5 protein-coding genes are annotated in these 17,233 nt (G+C 30.4%); 2 read left to right on the top strand and 3 right to left on the bottom strand.

All coding sequences use genetic code 11. The features are described from left to right. The first annotated feature begins 467 nt into the window (after nucleotides 1-467). Together HMPREF9629_RS04185 and HMPREF9629_RS04180 are read left to right on the top strand one after the other, a co-directional pair. Nucleotides 468-6,962, top strand: coding sequence for an S-layer homology domain-containing protein (locus HMPREF9629_RS04185; protein WP_009525105.1), 6,495 nt, complete (start codon nucleotides 468-470; stop codon nucleotides 6,960-6,962). A 296-nt stretch (nucleotides 6,963-7,258) separates the two neighbouring features. After that, nucleotides 7,259-14,122: a S8 family serine peptidase gene (locus HMPREF9629_RS04180; RefSeq protein ID WP_009525104.1), complete on the top strand. Its 6,864-nt coding sequence runs from the start codon at nucleotides 7,259-7,261 to the stop codon at nucleotides 14,120-14,122. Nucleotides 14,123-14,130: 8 nt separating this feature from the next. Here the strand turns inward: HMPREF9629_RS04180 and HMPREF9629_RS04175 are convergent, their stop codons facing one another. The 3 genes from HMPREF9629_RS04175 to HMPREF9629_RS11295 all read right to left on the bottom strand — a co-directional run bounded on the left by HMPREF9629_RS04175 (nucleotide 14,131) and on the right by HMPREF9629_RS11295 (nucleotide 17,205). Next, the gene (locus HMPREF9629_RS04175) at nucleotides 14,131-15,015 is read right to left on the bottom strand and encodes a DMT family transporter (protein ID WP_009525103.1); all 885 of its coding nucleotides are present in this window, start codon (nucleotides 15,013-15,015) and stop codon (nucleotides 14,131-14,133) included. Between the two features lie 130 nt (nucleotides 15,016-15,145). Beyond that, entirely contained in the window at nucleotides 15,146-16,279 is a 1,134-nt protein-coding gene (locus HMPREF9629_RS04170) for an MFS transporter (protein ID WP_009525102.1), read from the bottom strand. A gap of 140 nt (nucleotides 16,280-16,419) precedes the next feature. Then, the gene (locus HMPREF9629_RS11295) at nucleotides 16,420-17,205 is read right to left on the bottom strand and encodes an SHOCT domain-containing protein (RefSeq protein ID WP_009525101.1); all 786 of its coding nucleotides are present in this window, start codon (nucleotides 17,203-17,205) and stop codon (nucleotides 16,420-16,422) included. Between the last annotated feature and the right edge of the window lie 28 nt (nucleotides 17,206-17,233).

Below are 17,233 nucleotides of genomic sequence, written 5' to 3'. Positions count from 1 at the left end.
AAAAATTATATGAATATTATGATTTATATAATTTAAAAAGTATTGTAGTTCAGACTTATGTATAAGATTATAACCTGAAATGATATCTATTTTTTATGCGTATGGTTTGCATATTGAATTCAATATGTATAAATTACGTATATATTTAAAAATGATTTCAACATATTTTTACGCAACTGTTTGAAATTTGCTGATATTCATACTTGACAGTTTTGAATTTGAAACTTAACAAGACAATAATTATTTTTACAATAATTCTATCTAACATTTTATAGTATTGACACAGATAATTATCGAATTTATAAAATCGGATTTTCAAATTTATGGTGCATAATACATACTTGTTTTGTATTATTATGATGTTTTTATGGGAAGTTGTTGTATATTAACGGTTATAATGTTATCATTTGTGAATATGGTATAAGTTTTATAAGAATTTTTAAAGCATTTAATCAGGGAGGAAAATTGTGAAAAGAAAGGCACAAAAACTGTTATCTCTTGCACTGTGTTCTGCTATGATATATGGTAATACATTATCATCAGTGCCGTTTGCAGTATATGCACAAGGGCAGGAAATATCGCAAGATCAAGGCAGTGAGCAAGAACAAAATAATACAACAAATGCTCAGGAGAAAGATGCAGTAGAAAATACAACAAACGAGGGACAATCTGAGAAACAAAATACGCCTTCATCAGAATATGTAGAAGCATTAAGAAAATTGTTGGATGTAAATAACACCGTTCCATTGGCACCGTCTAATAAAAAACACTCAGACGGTATTGAAATAGTTAGTATAGTGTTGGGAAAAGCTGGCGGATTAACCGGAGAAATGAATGTGGTTAAAGAGTGTATAAGTATAAATATTGATGCTGAAATTAAACCTAATGAGTTGTCCTCTGTATTAAGAGAACATGTTAAAAATGTAGTTATTGATGACTTTGAATATCCTTACAGAGATCCGAGTGACAACAAACCTGCATTTATGCCTTGGCAAGGAGCATACAGTATATTTGCCGCATATCCGTTAGGTATACAGGCGGTAGAAGATTTCAAAAAAAGAGATAAACATAAAGTTGTTATAAATTTTGATGACGGCTCAAAAGTGGAGCATACAGATCAAGGTTATGTAAAGCCTGACAGAGAGCCTCAGTCAGCTACAGGTATAGCAGCAAAATATAAAATAGTAAGTACAGCTAAAATAACAGATAAATATGACTATGATAATTTTGTTATAAACTTTGATAAAAAAATTGAATATCAGGATTTTAATAAGATTAAAGAGATAAAAATTGAAGGAAGCAATAAAATTTTTTCAAAAGATAAATTTGAATGGAGTTCTTCGCAGATATCTTCAAAAGACGGAGATGTTGTAAGAGTCGCTGAAAATAATGGAAACTTTGTAGATACAAAAGTCATAATAAAATTTGAAGACGGCTCAATACTTAAAAAATCAGAAAGCGGTTCCGGAGGGCAAACTCCTAATATAGCATCACAATATAAGATAGAAAAAACGGAATTAGTTACAAAATGGGGAACAACAGAATTAAAGATACATTTTGATAAAAACATATCTTTAGAATGGGTTAATAGTATTAAAAATATTACTATAAACGGTAAATTGTATGATCAATCTAATCCGGAAGCTAATAAAAGAGATATAACAGATTTAGGTATTAGCATGAATACCATTTTATCCACATCATTACATTCCGATGTGATAGCTCAAGCCAAATTAAAAGATCCTATATCCATAATAATACAATTTAAAGACGGTTCTATATTGAAAAATGCGGCTGCTGAAAATGAGAAACCGCAAACGAATATGGCTGCAGAACATAAACTTACAGGCGTTAAGACCAAAGAAGATATGTTGTTTTTGGGGTTTGAAACAAGTTTATATCCGTTCCAATTGAGAGATTTCAGCAAGATTAGCGTAAACGGACTGGAGTTTGAGTTCGCTGCATTGACTTATGCCGTAAGTGAAGATAATCACAATCTTCATATACAAAATTCTGATATAGTGCAAAAAGCAAAAGAAAAAGATCCTGTTGATATAGTGATTACATTTGCTGATTTGACAAAGATAGAAAAATCTATAGCTAAAACTGTTGAGAAAATAGCATCAAAATACGAAATAGAATCAGCGGCAGCTAATGAAAATTATAATGGAAAAAAAGGTCTTGTCGTGAATTTTGACAAGGATATTGAAACTGATAAAAAAATATTTAAAACTGTCAATATAAATGGGCAAGATTTTGCATTATCGGAGGATAAGCTGACAGTTGGCGGTAAAGTATTGTTTATAGAAGGGGAAGATATACTAAAACAAGCCAAGAAAAAAGTGCCTGTTGAAATAATACTTGTATTCTCTGATGACTCTAAATTGGAGAAGAATATAGGCGAAGGTAAAGAGCCCGGACTTACAATAGATAGCGAATTGCCTGATGGAGATTATACGCTCGGATTTAATGCTTATAAATATGGAGAAAATGAAATATCGTCAGTAGGCGGTTATCTTGATGAAAGAGTTAAACTTCATATAGAAGGAAATAAGAAAACAGTATCATTTTTAAATCACTTGTTTGCTGAACTGTTATTAGATATGGCTATAAAAGATGATGACGATAATAGGACAAGATTCAGCAAAAATTTAGTGGAGGTTAAAAACGGTAAACCTCAAAAAGCGGAATATAGCATAGATTTGCCGGATTTAAAAGGCAAAAAGGTTGTATATGTATTAGTCGCTATGCCGGGTTCACAAGTAGGAGCCGGAGATATAGGAGATTACAGTAAGTATAAAAAAATACAAATTGTATTCAAAGATGAAGTTACAAAAGGCTTTAGAGATTATAAAGTTATAGAAGATGAAAAATCAGCTTTGGTAGAAGAAGATAAAAATCTGATAGATGCGCTTGCAGAAGCAGGTGTAGATACTAATAATGATGGACAAATCAGCAAGGAAGAACTAAAAAATGCTAAGGGTAAAACTAAAGAATTACCGAGTGGAAATAATAAATATAAAATATATAGCAATGTATTAGACCTTGAAAATAAAAAGATAAAAAATGTAAGTATGCTTAAAGATTTGGGGCCTAATATTGATGCTATAGTTTTAGCTTCTAATCAAATAGCTGAATTGCCACATGATGTATTTGCCAATGCAACGAATATAAGAGCAATATTTTTAGACGGAAACAGGATAGAAAAAATAGATAAAGATGCATTCTCCAATTTGTCCAAATTAGAACATATACAAATGGACGGAAACAGATTTACCGAATTACCTGATGATTTGTTTAAAAATAATCCTAAGCTTCAACTTATATCTATTGCTAATACCAATTTAAGTAAATTAGGTAGCAATTTCATAAAAAATCAACGTAATTTACAAAATTTATATATATATGAAAATAAATCATTAACTCATTTACCGGATGATTTCTTCGAAGGTCAAAAAAATAGTGAAAAACTTACAAATATACATTTTGAATTAAATAATTTGGATAATCTTCCTTCAAGTTTGGGCTATGTTACAGGTTTATCCGTATTAAAAGCAAACGGAAATGAGATAAAGGAAATACCTGATACATTCTCAAATTTAGTACAGTTGACTGAGGCTGATTTCAGTTATAACAGAATAACAAGTGTACCTGATGAACTTTATACAAATATGGCTTTGTATTCAAAATATTCTAATAAAGAGCCACGTTTACAATTTAGCAACAATATGATATCAGATTTGCCTATAGAAAAGATTTTTGAGACATATGACAATAATACCAAGAAATTTGCAAGACTTGAACTTAATATGAACTACCTGAATTCCGATGTCTCCAAAGAAGATAGAGAAAAGCTTGAAAAAATAGGCGTAAAATTTGAATCTGATAAATGGGAAACATATTATCCGCAAAAAACTAACATGAAAGCCGTTGCAACAGCAGAAAACGGAGTAATCAGTTTAAAATCGGATTTGGATTTGTTGGAGCTTATTTATTGGGATAAAGGAGATTTAGTGGGCGGATATTCAAGTCTTCCTACTAATAAAGCATCTTTCTTGTCAAATGATGAGTTTTTGAGTTATTTTAATACTTTTGGACGTGATGCAAATGGCGTATCAAGAGATTTAAAAAGAAATAAAGCGGCTTTAGAAATATTGAAAAGTAAAATCGGAAATGATTTTAAGGTAAATACGGTCATCACTAAAAACGGTTCTGTAATATATGAAGACAGATCGGCTCTTCCGAAAGAAGAAGGGTTACTTCAAACGTTTAAAGATGATGAAATGAAAAAAGGTGACAGATATATATTAACAAAATCTGTATATGAAAATAATAATATTTACGGCTTTATGAAATCTGCAGATTTTGATATAGAATTCACTGCAAACAGTGATGCAAAAACTCAAAATGAAAACGAAAAATATAATGTTGACGTTTGGTTGAAAAAAGATGATAACAGCAATGAAAAATCAATGGCGGATCGAGCTTTGGTCAAACCGGCAAAGGTTGAAAAAATAGGGGATAATACTTACAGATACACTGTAACTTTCAAACCTATGGAAGTTTTAGGAAGAGAAGGGAATATAACTAAATTTTCAATATTCAAAAATGGAAATAAGCAGTTAATAACACCGACAGTAAAAGGGAAACAAAGAGAATATACATTTGAACTTAATGAAAAAGCGAATGAAGTAAAAGCTGAAATTCTTGCCGACGTTATGGAACAGATGAATATGAAAGAGCAAAAAGTCATATTGGTATTTAATTGGGATAAAAAACCTGAACAACCAAAACCTGATCAACCGAAGCCTGAACAACCTAAAGAAGAAAAACCTGTTGTGACAAATATAAAAACAAAGGTTGAAAATGGAGTTGCCACTGCTGTTGTAAATGAAGCTGAAGTACAAAAACTGAATAAAGAAATTAAAAAACCGGAAAATACTTCGGTTGAATTAAAAGTGGATACGGAAAACAAAGATGTTAAAGAAATAAAAACATCTATACCTGAAAGTTTATTTAAAGCAGTGAAAGAAGCTGATAAAAAAGTTACAGTTACTACTAAATCCGCAAAGATAAACTTGGACTCAAAAGTTGTGAAACAATTAGCGGGTAAGGGCGATATAGAAGTATCTGTAAAAGAAACAACTTTAGACTTGAAAAAATTACCTGATAATTTTAGAGATAAAATTGATAATAGCAGACCTGTAAGAGATTTAATAATAACAGCTGACGGAAATAAGATCGGCAATTTTGCGGGTAAGATAACTGTTGAAATACCATACAAGAAAAAATTGAATGAAGATTCAAGAGCTATAACACCATATTATGTAAAAGAAGATGGTAGCGTACAGGAAATGACAGACTCGGTAAAATATGACGGAGAAAAACTTTCATTCAAAACCGATCACTTTTCAACGTTTGCAGTAGGATATGATAAGAATAAACTTCAAACTTCAGGCTCAAGCGATGAGCTTAGCGACGGTGTTCATACTGTAAGTGCATGGTTGAGAAAAGAAAATTCAAATGAAGAATCAATGGCAGGAAAAGCATTATCGGAAAATGTAAAAGTTGTAAAAAACGGAAGTATATATAAATATACAATAACATTTGTACCTCTTGAAATACTTGGAAGAACAGGTCATATTACAAGTTTTGCTATAGACAGAAACGGAACAAAAGAAGTTGTAGCCGAAGTATCAGATGGAGTATATGAGTTTGAGCTTGATTATAAAGCCAAAGAATTAAAAGTATACCTGAAAGCGGATATAATGGATGAATTGGGATTAGGAGAACAAAGAGCTTTCATAATGTTTAACTGGGATGGTGCAAATACAAAACCTGTGAAAATAGAAAGAGACTTAAATGTAAAAGTTCTTGATATGGACACTAATAAAGAGTCAATTATTAACAAGTTCATAAATCCTATTGCAAAATTGGTAGAAGAAAGCGGTAAATATAAGTATACTGTAGAGTTTAAAACTATGAAATTGAACGATAAATCAGGAGACATAACAAGTTTTAATATATATAACGGACAAGATTCAGATACAATATCACCGGTTAAGATTGACAATGATGACTATATTGTATCATATACGTTTACTCTTGATGAAAAACCTGATAAAGTGAAAGCATCAATAAAAGCAGACAATGTAATAGATACTTACAAAGATGTTTATCTTGTATTTACAGAAACAAATGAAGTTAAAAAGGATAATAAACAGGATAAGAAAAAAGAATTAGAACAACAATTGAAGAAAAAAGTTGAAAAAATATTATCCAAGGAAGAAAGAAAATATTACAAGAAACAAACTTTAGAATCTTTGGAAAAAGCATTTGAAGCATTCAAAAAAGGAGAAAAAGATTCTGAAGCAAAATTAAGAGCTGTACTTGAAATTGCAAGATTAGAAAAAGTTACGACATTGTTACAATCAGGATATATGGTAGGATATCCGGAAAATAAATTTATGCCTAACAAACAAATAACTGTAGCAGAAGCATCAGTTATGTTTGCAAATCTAATAGATGAAGAAACAAACGAAATGCCTGTAACAAAAGCTAAGACTTGGTATAGCAAAGGAGTGAACAAATTAGTAGCTCTTGGATATATAAAAGTTGAAAAAGATACTAAACTTGACCCTGATAGAGCAATAACAAGAGCAGAATATGCTTATATATTAGCTAAATTAGGAAATTACAAAGATGGCACAAAATCATTAAAAGATGTAAAAAATGATTATTGGGCAGCAAAAGAAATATCATCTTTAGTAGAAAAAGGCATTATAAGTGGCTATAAAGATGGAAGTTTCAAACCGGATAACACTATCACTCGTGCAGAAGCTTGCTCTATGGTAAATCGTGCATTTAACTTAAAAGCAGATATATCTAACAAGAAACCTTATAGTGATGTTAAAAAAGATAGCTGGGCATATGAAGCAATTATGACAGCAGCAAAAAAATAACACACTTTAAAAATTAAAGCTTTATTATATTGCTTTTAGACTTTTGTATTATAAGTGATAAAGTAAATAACTTTATCACTTATAATTTTATTAGGAGATTAATGATAGTAATAGTCGCTTAAAATATATTAGCTTAAAAATATTTTATACAGATTATATTAAATTTCATAAACGAATTAATAAAAGATTTATAATTAAATTTTACAAGGCAGTTACTATATGAAATATTAAAATGTATTCATTAGATTAATATAATTTATATAATATATTGATATTATTAAGAAAGAGGTAAATTAGTGAATAGAAAAATAATTTCCGTTGTTTTATCGCTCAGTATGATATTTTCTGTATTACCGGCACAATCATACATATTTGCAGATGAATTGCCTGATATAAGCAAACAGAAAAGTGAAAATTCAGAAAATATTAATGATAACTCATCACCGGCACTTCAAGATTTGATAAGACAAGCAGATGATGATTATAAGGATAATGATGAGATAAAAATAATCGTATCTGTAAATGACAAGACTATGGTACAAAAATACGGTATGAATGTACCTGATTTGAAGAAATTGCGTACGGAAGACGGTTTGGATGACAGGGTAGAATATTCAAGAGAATCACAAGAAAAACTTATAGATCAAATAGAAGATAAAGATGTGAATTTTGATGTAACAGAACGTTATGATGCCGCTCTTAACGGTCTTGCTATAAAGACTACATTTAAAAATGCAAAAGTTATAGCACAATTACCTGAAGTAAATTCTATTGAGATAAGCAAGGTAATACCTGCTCCTGTTATGACAAGCGGAAATATAATGAGACCTGTAGATTTTTCAAGTAATGACATGGTAGGAACAGGATCCGCATGGCAAAGTGAATATACAGGTAAAGGGAAATTAATAGCTATAATAGACTCCGGTGCTGATCCGAATCATGAAATATTCAAAAAAACTGATGATGAACATCTTAGATTTAAAACTAAAGAACAGATGGATAGTTATCTAAAGGATAAAGGAATAAACTATCCGGGTGACAGATGGTTTAATAAAAAAATAGTTTATGGTTATAACTATGCTGATAAAAGTTCGGAGATAAAGGAAAAATCTCAGACGTCTCACGGTATGCACGTTGCCGGTATAATAGCGGCAAATCTTGATGATAAATTCAATCAGCAAGGGAAACTTATAAAAAAAGGTCTAAAGGGTGTGGCATATGATTCTCAGCTTGCCATACTTAGAGTTTTCGGAGGCGGTATGCTTGGAGGCGGCACTACTCCTGAGATATATAATAAGGCAATAGATGATGCTGTAAAACTTGGAGCGGACAGTATAAATATGAGTCTCGGCGCTACAGGAACAACGGATTCACGTTTGGAAAAGACAACTATTGAGGCATTAAAAAATGCTCAACAAGCAGGTATAGTTGTAGCTATAGCGGCCGGTAATGACGGTTTTATGGGATTTCAAATATTGGACGGTCCACCGTCAACTCAGTTGGATTATGGTCTGATAAACTCTCCAGGTATAGCTGATTTATCACTTACAGTTGCATCAGTAGATAATGCAACTATGAGAGAAAAAGGTATAAAAATCATAGGTGGTGCCGGTGAAAAGACTATACCATTTCAAATATCTGCAGATAAGATAGAATTTACAACAGATGAAAAAGAATATGTTGAAATCGGATATGGTTATGAAGAAGATTATAACAATAAGAATGTTGAAGGTAAATATGCACTTATAAAACGTGGAGAACCTGATGGCGGGAAAATATTAAATTTTAGCGATAAGGTTAAAAATGCCGAGAAAAAAGGTGCTATTGGAGCGATAGTATATAACAATATAGACGAAACAGATTTGACAAGTATGGGTGGAATAAATGCTAAAATACCATCTTGTTTTATAAGTAAAAATGACGGAGAATATCTAAAAAATAATCCGAATCTGAAATTACAATTTACAAATTCAGATTCTGTTATGGAAAATCCAAATAGTTATAATTTATCATCTTTTTCAAGCTGGGGTGTGACACCGGAAGGGAATATAAAACCGGATATATCCGCTCCGGGAGGAAAGATATATTCAAGTATTAATAATGATGAATATACTGTTATGAGTGGAACATCTATGGCTACTCCACACGTTGCAGGTGGTATTGCAATAGTTAAGGAATATGTTGAAAAAACATTTCCAAATGTAATGAATGCAGAGAAACACAGCCTTATTAAAAATTTACTTATGAGTACGGCTACACCGCGTGAAGACAAAAAAACCAGAGCATATATGTCTCCAAGAGGCCAAGGTGCCGGATTGATGAATTTGAAAAATGCAATAAAGGCAAGTGTAGTTGCTATTGGAACAAATGGTGTATCAAGCATAAATCTAAGAAATTTAGATACAAATGATGTGAACGTTAAAGGAGTACTTAAAAATTATTCTGGTACAGAAAAAGAATTTAATTATTATGCTGATTTGAATACTGACACAGTGGAAGGCGGAAGAATATTATTAAAATCGCAAAAAATAGATTCTACTAAAAATAGTAAAAAGTCTATAACAGTACCTGCAAATGGAACAGCAAATTTTGAGGTTAATTTTACTTTATCAGATAGTGATTATGAAAAATTTAAAGCCCAAATGCCGAACGGATTTTTCTTGGAAGGTTTTGTGTTTTTTGAAAATTCAGACAGTGAACAAAACATAAGTATACCTTTTGTAGGATTCAGAGGAACATGGGAAAAATTACAAATAATTGAAGACAGTATATATAAAATGAGCAAAGAAAATAAAAAACCTTATTTTTATACAGAAACTATTTCACAATATTTAGATGCTCCTTTTACTCATATATCTTCAATAAATGAAGGAAAGCCTGTAGTGCTTGGAAGAGGCGAAGATAGTACTTTTGAGAAACCTGTGTTTGATGAAAATAAGATTGCCATTTCTCCGAATGGAGACGGAAGATCGGATAGAGCCGTATTTGTAGGAACATTTTTAAGAAACTATAAAGATTTCAAGATAAATATATATGATGAGAATGAAGAAAATGGAGTAAAAAAAGATTATCCTATATATACTGTGGAAGAGCAGGATGATGACGGTCAAAAGAACTTCTTCAATCAAAATTTTCCGGGAACATTCAACTTATCAACTACTAAATCTCACTGGAAATGGGAAGGAATAAATAATTCATCTGAAACAGTTGCAGATGGTAAGTATAAAATGGTAGTGGAAGCAAAATTGGACGGATATAATCTTGAACCTCAAAAAATGGAATTCCCTATAATTGTAGATACTGTATTTCCAAGAATAGTAAAGAGTAGTTATGATGAGTCTACTCGTATATATAAATTGGAGCAGGTTGAAGAAAAAGACTCAGGAGTGAGAAGCAGTGTTATAGTTTATGGAGATAAAATATATAAACCCGACAGCGATGGGAAATTTGAGAGATTACCGGAAAGTGTAGACACTACTGAGGCAAAAATAAAAATACAAGATAATGCGTATAACGTCCTTGAACTGCCTCTTGATAAATCAATAAGAACAGGTAATGAAAAAACAATACTTGTAAAACCTAAACTATCATCAGCTACCATACCTTCAAATAAGTTTAAATGGAAAGTACTTGATGCTCAAGGTAAAGGGGCGGATCCATATAATTTGAAAGTTGGAAAATATACTCTTGTTATAGAAAGCGTAGATGAAGAGTATGAATTATTGTCACCGAAAGAAATATCTTTTGAAATAACAGAATCCGATACTCAAAAAGTAGTGGAAGTGGAATTTGCACATAAAGATAGAGAAGAAGCTGTTTTATCAATGTCAAATCCTTATGGTGCAAAATTCAGACTTATATTGGCGGATAAAGAAACAGGAAAGGAATATGAGCTTAACAAGAAAAATGAGCAACTTTATATGGGATTCGTGCCTGTAGGAGATTATAGAATTATAATAAGAGATTTAAGCGATGACTTCTATGCGTTAATTAGTGGAGGAGATTATCTTCCTGTTAGAAAAAATAAGACTGAATATGGAATAAATATAACAATATCAAGGAAAAAGATGCATTCTGTTACTGTAAATATACAAAGAAACGGCTACGATTCGGAGTTTGATGTGTTATTTAGAGGAAAAGACCTTTATAAAACAAGATATTATCTACATTTTAATAAAGGCGAAGACAGTAAGAATATTGATTTACCGGGTAAGTTGCCGTTTGAAATATATACTACAAATTTCAAAGCCGGAAATTATGGCAGTGATATTATTAATAAAGAATTCCTGCTTGGAGAATACAGTGTAGATATAAAACTTGTATCAGGTATGAGTTCAAAACCTGTGCCTGTAGAAAAGGAACCTTTACTGTTAAAGATAATTCAAGCTAAAAACTTGGATAAGGACGACTATAAAGAAGAATCTTGGGAAATATTTAAAGATGCGCTTGAATTGGCACAAAACACATATGATAAAGCCAACGCTTCTCAAGAAGAAGTTGATAAAGCATTAAGCGATTTAACAAAAGCCATAAATTCTTTAGAGCTTAAAAAACAAGAATTCAGTAAGAAAGATCTTGAAGAGAAAATAAAAAAAGCGGAAGAAATATTTGACAGTCTTGGTGATGATTATACAAATACTTCAAAAGATTATTTAAGCACTATGATAAAAATGGGTAAGGCTATGCTTCAAAACAAAAAAGCTACGCAAGAAGATATAAAAATTGCAATAGAAGCAATTGATAGAGCCATAAAGAATTTGGAAAGAAAAGATGGGAAAATAGATACAAGAGAATTGAAAGAACTTCTTGAAGAGATAAAAAATATAATAGATAATAAAAACAACTATTATGAAGATAATGCCATGGAAAATCTTGAAGCAAGATATAAATCTGCAAAAGAACTTCTTGAAAGCCCGGATATAACAGTAGAAGATATGGAAAGAACAATCAGCTCTTTAAGACTTTATTTAAGTAAAATAAAATCAAAAGCTGAAAGAAGTGTATTAAGAGATAAAATAGAGGAATATAAAAATATAAATTTAGATTTGTATAAATTAGATACAAAATTACAATTTATAAGAGCTTTGAGAGAGGCTGAATCTGTGCTTAAAGATAATCTTGCATTACAAGACAAGATAGATAAAGCTGTTGAAAAATTGGAAAATGCAAAGAATAATCTAATATTAAAAGATGGCAGTGACGATAAATATGATTATAGTATAAACAATATTAGCGTTACTACTACGAATACATTAAATATCAGCTCAAGTATCAAACCTAATAAAGGCGATAAATTTAAATCAGGCGACAGAGTAAAAATATATTTTGAAGGTAGAGAAGATGCTAAAAAATACAAAATAACAAATATAAGCGTAACTACCGGAAAATATGGAAGAGGTGTAAGTGTTAGAAGATTCGATAACAGTTTCTTAATGCCAAATGATGATGTGAACATAGATGTTAAAGTTGATGAACATGATAAAACTGTAGTATTGATACCGGATGTACTTGATGGAGTTGCAACAACACAAGCTCAATTACAACCGGAAAATATAATTGATAAAAAAGTTAATATTAGCCTTAATACTACTTCCAATAGGGAAGTTAAGAAAGTAGGATTAACACTACCGAAGGAAGTATTGTCTAAATTAGTCGAAGAAGATGTGGAAAATGTATCTATATCATTTGGAGATGTAGCGAAGCTTGAACTTAACAAAGAAATGATTAATAATCTGAGTTCAGATGATAAAGATGTAAATTTCTCGCTAAAACTACTGAATATATCAGAAGTTGATATGAATAAGTTAAAAGCATTGAATAAAAACTATGGGGAAAAATTAGAAAAAGAACTGAAGTATATAGTAGAGATTAAAAAAGATGACGAAGAACACAGTAACTTCAATGCAGGCAAAATAAAAGTCACATTACCTTATACAAAACCTGATGAATCGGATTTTGACGTCTTATATTTGGATGATAATACAGATGCAAATAAATTGGTTCCTATTTCCATAAAAAATGCCAATTATGATGAAGATGAACAAGTGATTACTTTTTATACAGAACACTTCTCAAAATTTGCTATTCAAGAAATAGATAAAGAAGAATTAATAAAAGAAGTGGAATATTCTAAAGAAATAGAATCAAAATTGAGTGCTTATGAAAATATCGGACAAGCTGAATTTAAAGAGGCATTAAAAAAAGCAAAAGAAGTTTTAAACAAATCAAAGGTTGAAAAAGGAGACATTCAAAAAGCTCTTGAAGAGTTGAGAGAAAAGAGAAAAGTATTAAAATTAAAATCTAATAATAATGATAAAAAACCTTCACCGGGAGGTTCAAACGGCGGAGGTGGAGGCGGTGGTGCAGTCTCTACTCAGACAGTAAATCCTGCTGTAAAAAAAGGTGAGCTTTCAAAACAATATTTGGATATAAAATCTAAAATAGATGCTAAAATTCAGAAGATATTGGACAATAAAAATCTATATAGCAAAGAAACATTAAAGGAAGTACAAGATGCATTTGAGGCGTTCAGATATGGAGTAAGAGATTCAAAAGCCTTATTGGATACTGTACTGGAAAAAGCAAGAATAGAACGTATAACAAATATTTTAAAAATTGGATATATGTCAGGATATCCTAACAATACATTTAAACCTGACGGAAAAATGACAAGAGCAGAAGTTGCTGTTATGTTTTTGACTTTGGTGGATCCGGATGAAGATAAAAATATAAAATTGCCGTTTACAGATGTAAAACCGGGCTCTTGGTATGCAAATTCAGTTTTACAATTAGATAAATTGGGATATTTCAAATTGAGTTCAAGTGATAAATTTGAACCTAATAAAAATATAACAAGAGCAGAAGTTGCTTTCATAATAGCGAAACTGAAAAAATTAGATGCAGGGACAAAAACATTTAAAGATGTATCAGAAGAGCATTGGGCATTGAGAGCAATATCGGCTTGCGCAGATGCAGGAATTATATCCGGCTATGCAGATGAGACATTTAAACCTGATGAGCAAATAAGCAGAGCAGAAATGGTGTCAATGCTTAGCAGAGCATTTGATATAAAACCTAATATTGAAGGCAAAAAAGCATATTCTGATGTAAAACAGAGCCATTGGGCGTACAATTATATAGTATCAGCAAGAAAAAAATAAATAATAAATTATTTTCTGCTTTTAACAAGCACAAGGCTTGACAAAAATATTAAACTTACAGCTACTGTTTGAGTGGCTGTAAGTTTTTCATTTAATATGAAAAAACCTATAATTATACTTGTTACAACCTCAAGAGTACTTAATATAGATGTATACTTTGCACCTATTTCGGAAACGGCTCTTTGATACAAAAATGTTGCTCCAACTGTTAAAATAAAAGAATATGCAAATACAATAAGCCATATGTTAATAGAAAAGTTTCTATAAATACCAATAAATGCTATATGTGCATAAAAAAACAAGATTACGGCACCTATTGCATTTATATAAAACAGCGCTTTAAACGGAGGCATTTTTTTTATTACATCGCTTTTTTCAAAGTATATTGAGTAAAAGCTGTAAGTAAAAGCTGATAAAAAGGCATAAAAAACACCTTTAAAATTTGACAAAGCATTAAAATCTGTTATAAGTATAAGTCCTATGCTTGCACCTATAATACATAATATTTCTGTAGTTGAGGGTTTTTCTTTTGAAATTATGCTTGTTGCTATGAATATTATTATAGGATAAGTGAAGTGTATTGAAGTAGCAGCTCCTGAATTTATATAATTATATGAATTAAATAATGTTATTACAGTAAATGAAAAACCTGAAGATACAATAAAAAGCGGTTTAAATTCGCTTTTGTTTATACTCATATTGTATTTAAATATGAATTTTGAGCATATGAATATGAATGGTAAAGATAATAACATTCTGTAAAAGCCGGAGCTTACAGCATCACTTCCATAACTATACAAAATTTTTGTAAAAAGTGGCATAGCACCGAACATTACCGCAGATAAAACAGCTTCAAAAAATCCTAAACTTTTTATAATAATCTCCCCTAACAATAATTTTTATAAAAACTTATATTTTTAATTGACTTGCTGAATTAAAAAATATCTTTTTAGTATATCACAATTATTATATACAGTACATATTAATTGAAATCTAATTAAAACATTTTTTATTATAGTGTTTTTAATATGTTATAATATTATCTAAATTAACTATATTTTCAGTAGCGTCTTTAGCTGTATCAGATACCTTGGATAGTAACTTAACCCATTCGTCTAATTGTTTATTGTAATTATCTTTTATAAATCCATCTGATAATTTACCTACTGTTTCAGAAAAATCACTTAAATAAGAGCCTAATTGTCCTTCAAGATTTTCTTTGATTTTTTCTAATCTTTGCTTTTCTCTTTCAGCATTTTTAGGATTTATTGAAAATTGTTTTTCGTTGTATTGTAACGAGTTGTTAACATGATTATATTCCTTAAATAACTGTTCAATTTGTTCTTTTTTATTTAAAGGGGAGAAGTATTGTTTTGTGCCATAAACAGAATTTTTAGCGTCTATAGAAAAGTTCTCTTTTTTATTTAACAACTCTAAAGCTTCGCTGTTTTGCTGTTTGTTCTTTAAATCAGCAAGAGTTTTTTCTATTTTAAGTTTTCTTTCAAGTTCATCATTTTGAAGTTGTAAATTATTTAATTCTTCAACCTGTTTTGCTGTTATATTACCTTGTTCTTTTAGCTTATTTAATTCATCAAGACGTTTCTTAGCAGTTTCAAGTTCGGAAGTATAGTTATTAATATTTTCAGTATGTTGCTTATACTCATCAGCAGTTTTACCAAGTTGTTGTTGTAATTCTGCCGAAGATTGATGAAAATGCCTAATTAAAGCTATCACTCCAACTATCGCTAAAGACAATCCACCTGTTATAGTTGCAAAAACTGTAGAAACAGATGCATCAAGGGCAAACATAGTCGCTATGAGATTGCCTAACATAGTCGATATTAATGGTATTTGTGTAAGTAAACGAATAATAAAAACACTAATTACATTCATTTTTAAACCGGATATAGTAGCACCTATGATGACAAGCACAGGTATTAATCCACCCAATGCACTTCCTAAATCAAGTACACCCTTAACCAAATCAATAAAAAACTTTATCCACGCATTATTTAAAGATATACTTGCGAATTTTTCAAAGCTTGCATTTAATGAGCCAAGATGTCCTTGCAGAGATGCAGCCCATTTTTCTTGTTCTCTCCAAGCCGAACCTACGGAATTTTCAGCAGTTTTTCTAACTCTTTCAGCTTCTTTCATATTTTCAATTATTGCTGTAATAACAGAGCCATCACGTTTGCATTACATTGTTAGGTTGCCAACTATAATAGGGTGATTAAGCCTAAAATTGACATAAAAAAACATAAGGTTGATTAATCCTTATGTTAATTGAAAATATATTAGATTTGTGATAAAAGTTTTGTTTTCTTTTCTAAAAATTCTTCTTCTGTTAGTATATTTTTATTCTTTAATTCAGCAAGTTTTTCAATTTGTAAAAATATATCTTTGTTCGTTGGATTAATTTCAATGATTTGTTGTTTATTTTTTTTATAGCTTTCATAGCTCTTTTCTGGTATTAGTTCGCTAAATACACTTAAAGAATTATAATCAAAGAATAAAGAAAGACTATTTTCATTATTTTTATTTGTAATATAAACCAACTCAACTATTCTCTCATCTTTTTTTACAGTTTCAGATTTTATCTCATTAATTTTATTTCTACTACCTATAATAGCACCGGCACTTCCTGCAATAAATCCACCGACAACAGCACCTTTTATAGAGCTACCGCCACCGCCACCACCTGAAATTTGCATTTCATATCGTACCTCTCCTTGTGTTTTATAATATAAAATAAAATCTATTGGTATCACATATATTGATTGCATAGAATTTTTTTGTTTGTTATAAAATACACAACTATCTCCAAATAATATTAAAAAATTATTCTGTTTGTGTATAAAATAACTTCCATTAATAGAAGGCATAAAGACAGATTTTGCAGTTGTTGGTATTTTATATTCAATTTTCTTTTGCTCATAGTCTGATATTTTTTTATTGATTTCTTGCGATCGTTTGTTCTGGCTGTTTAACACATAATCTTTTGTGTTATTTTTTTCTGAAAAACAAAAATGTATTAATCCAATTATAATAGGTACAAAAACGATAAAAAACATAATCCACATATCGACATTACCCCTAAAGCTAATATTT

The sequence above is a fragment of the Peptoanaerobacter stomatis genome (assembly GCF_000238115.1).
GTDB lineage: Bacteria > Bacillota > Clostridia > Peptostreptococcales > Filifactoraceae > Peptoanaerobacter > Peptoanaerobacter stomatis.
The sequence above is the reverse complement of the archived record's forward strand: the minus strand, read 5'-3'. Positions and strand labels throughout refer to the sequence as shown.

Coding starts and splice junctions, on each gene's coding strand:
- HMPREF9629_RS04170 (WP_009525102.1), bottom strand. CDS start 16,279: ATGAAAGAAGCTGAAAGAGTTAGAAAAACTGCTGAAAATTCCGTAGGT.
- HMPREF9629_RS11295 (WP_009525101.1), bottom strand. CDS start 17,205: ATGTGGATTATGTTTTTTATCGTTTTTGTACCTATTATAATTGGATTA.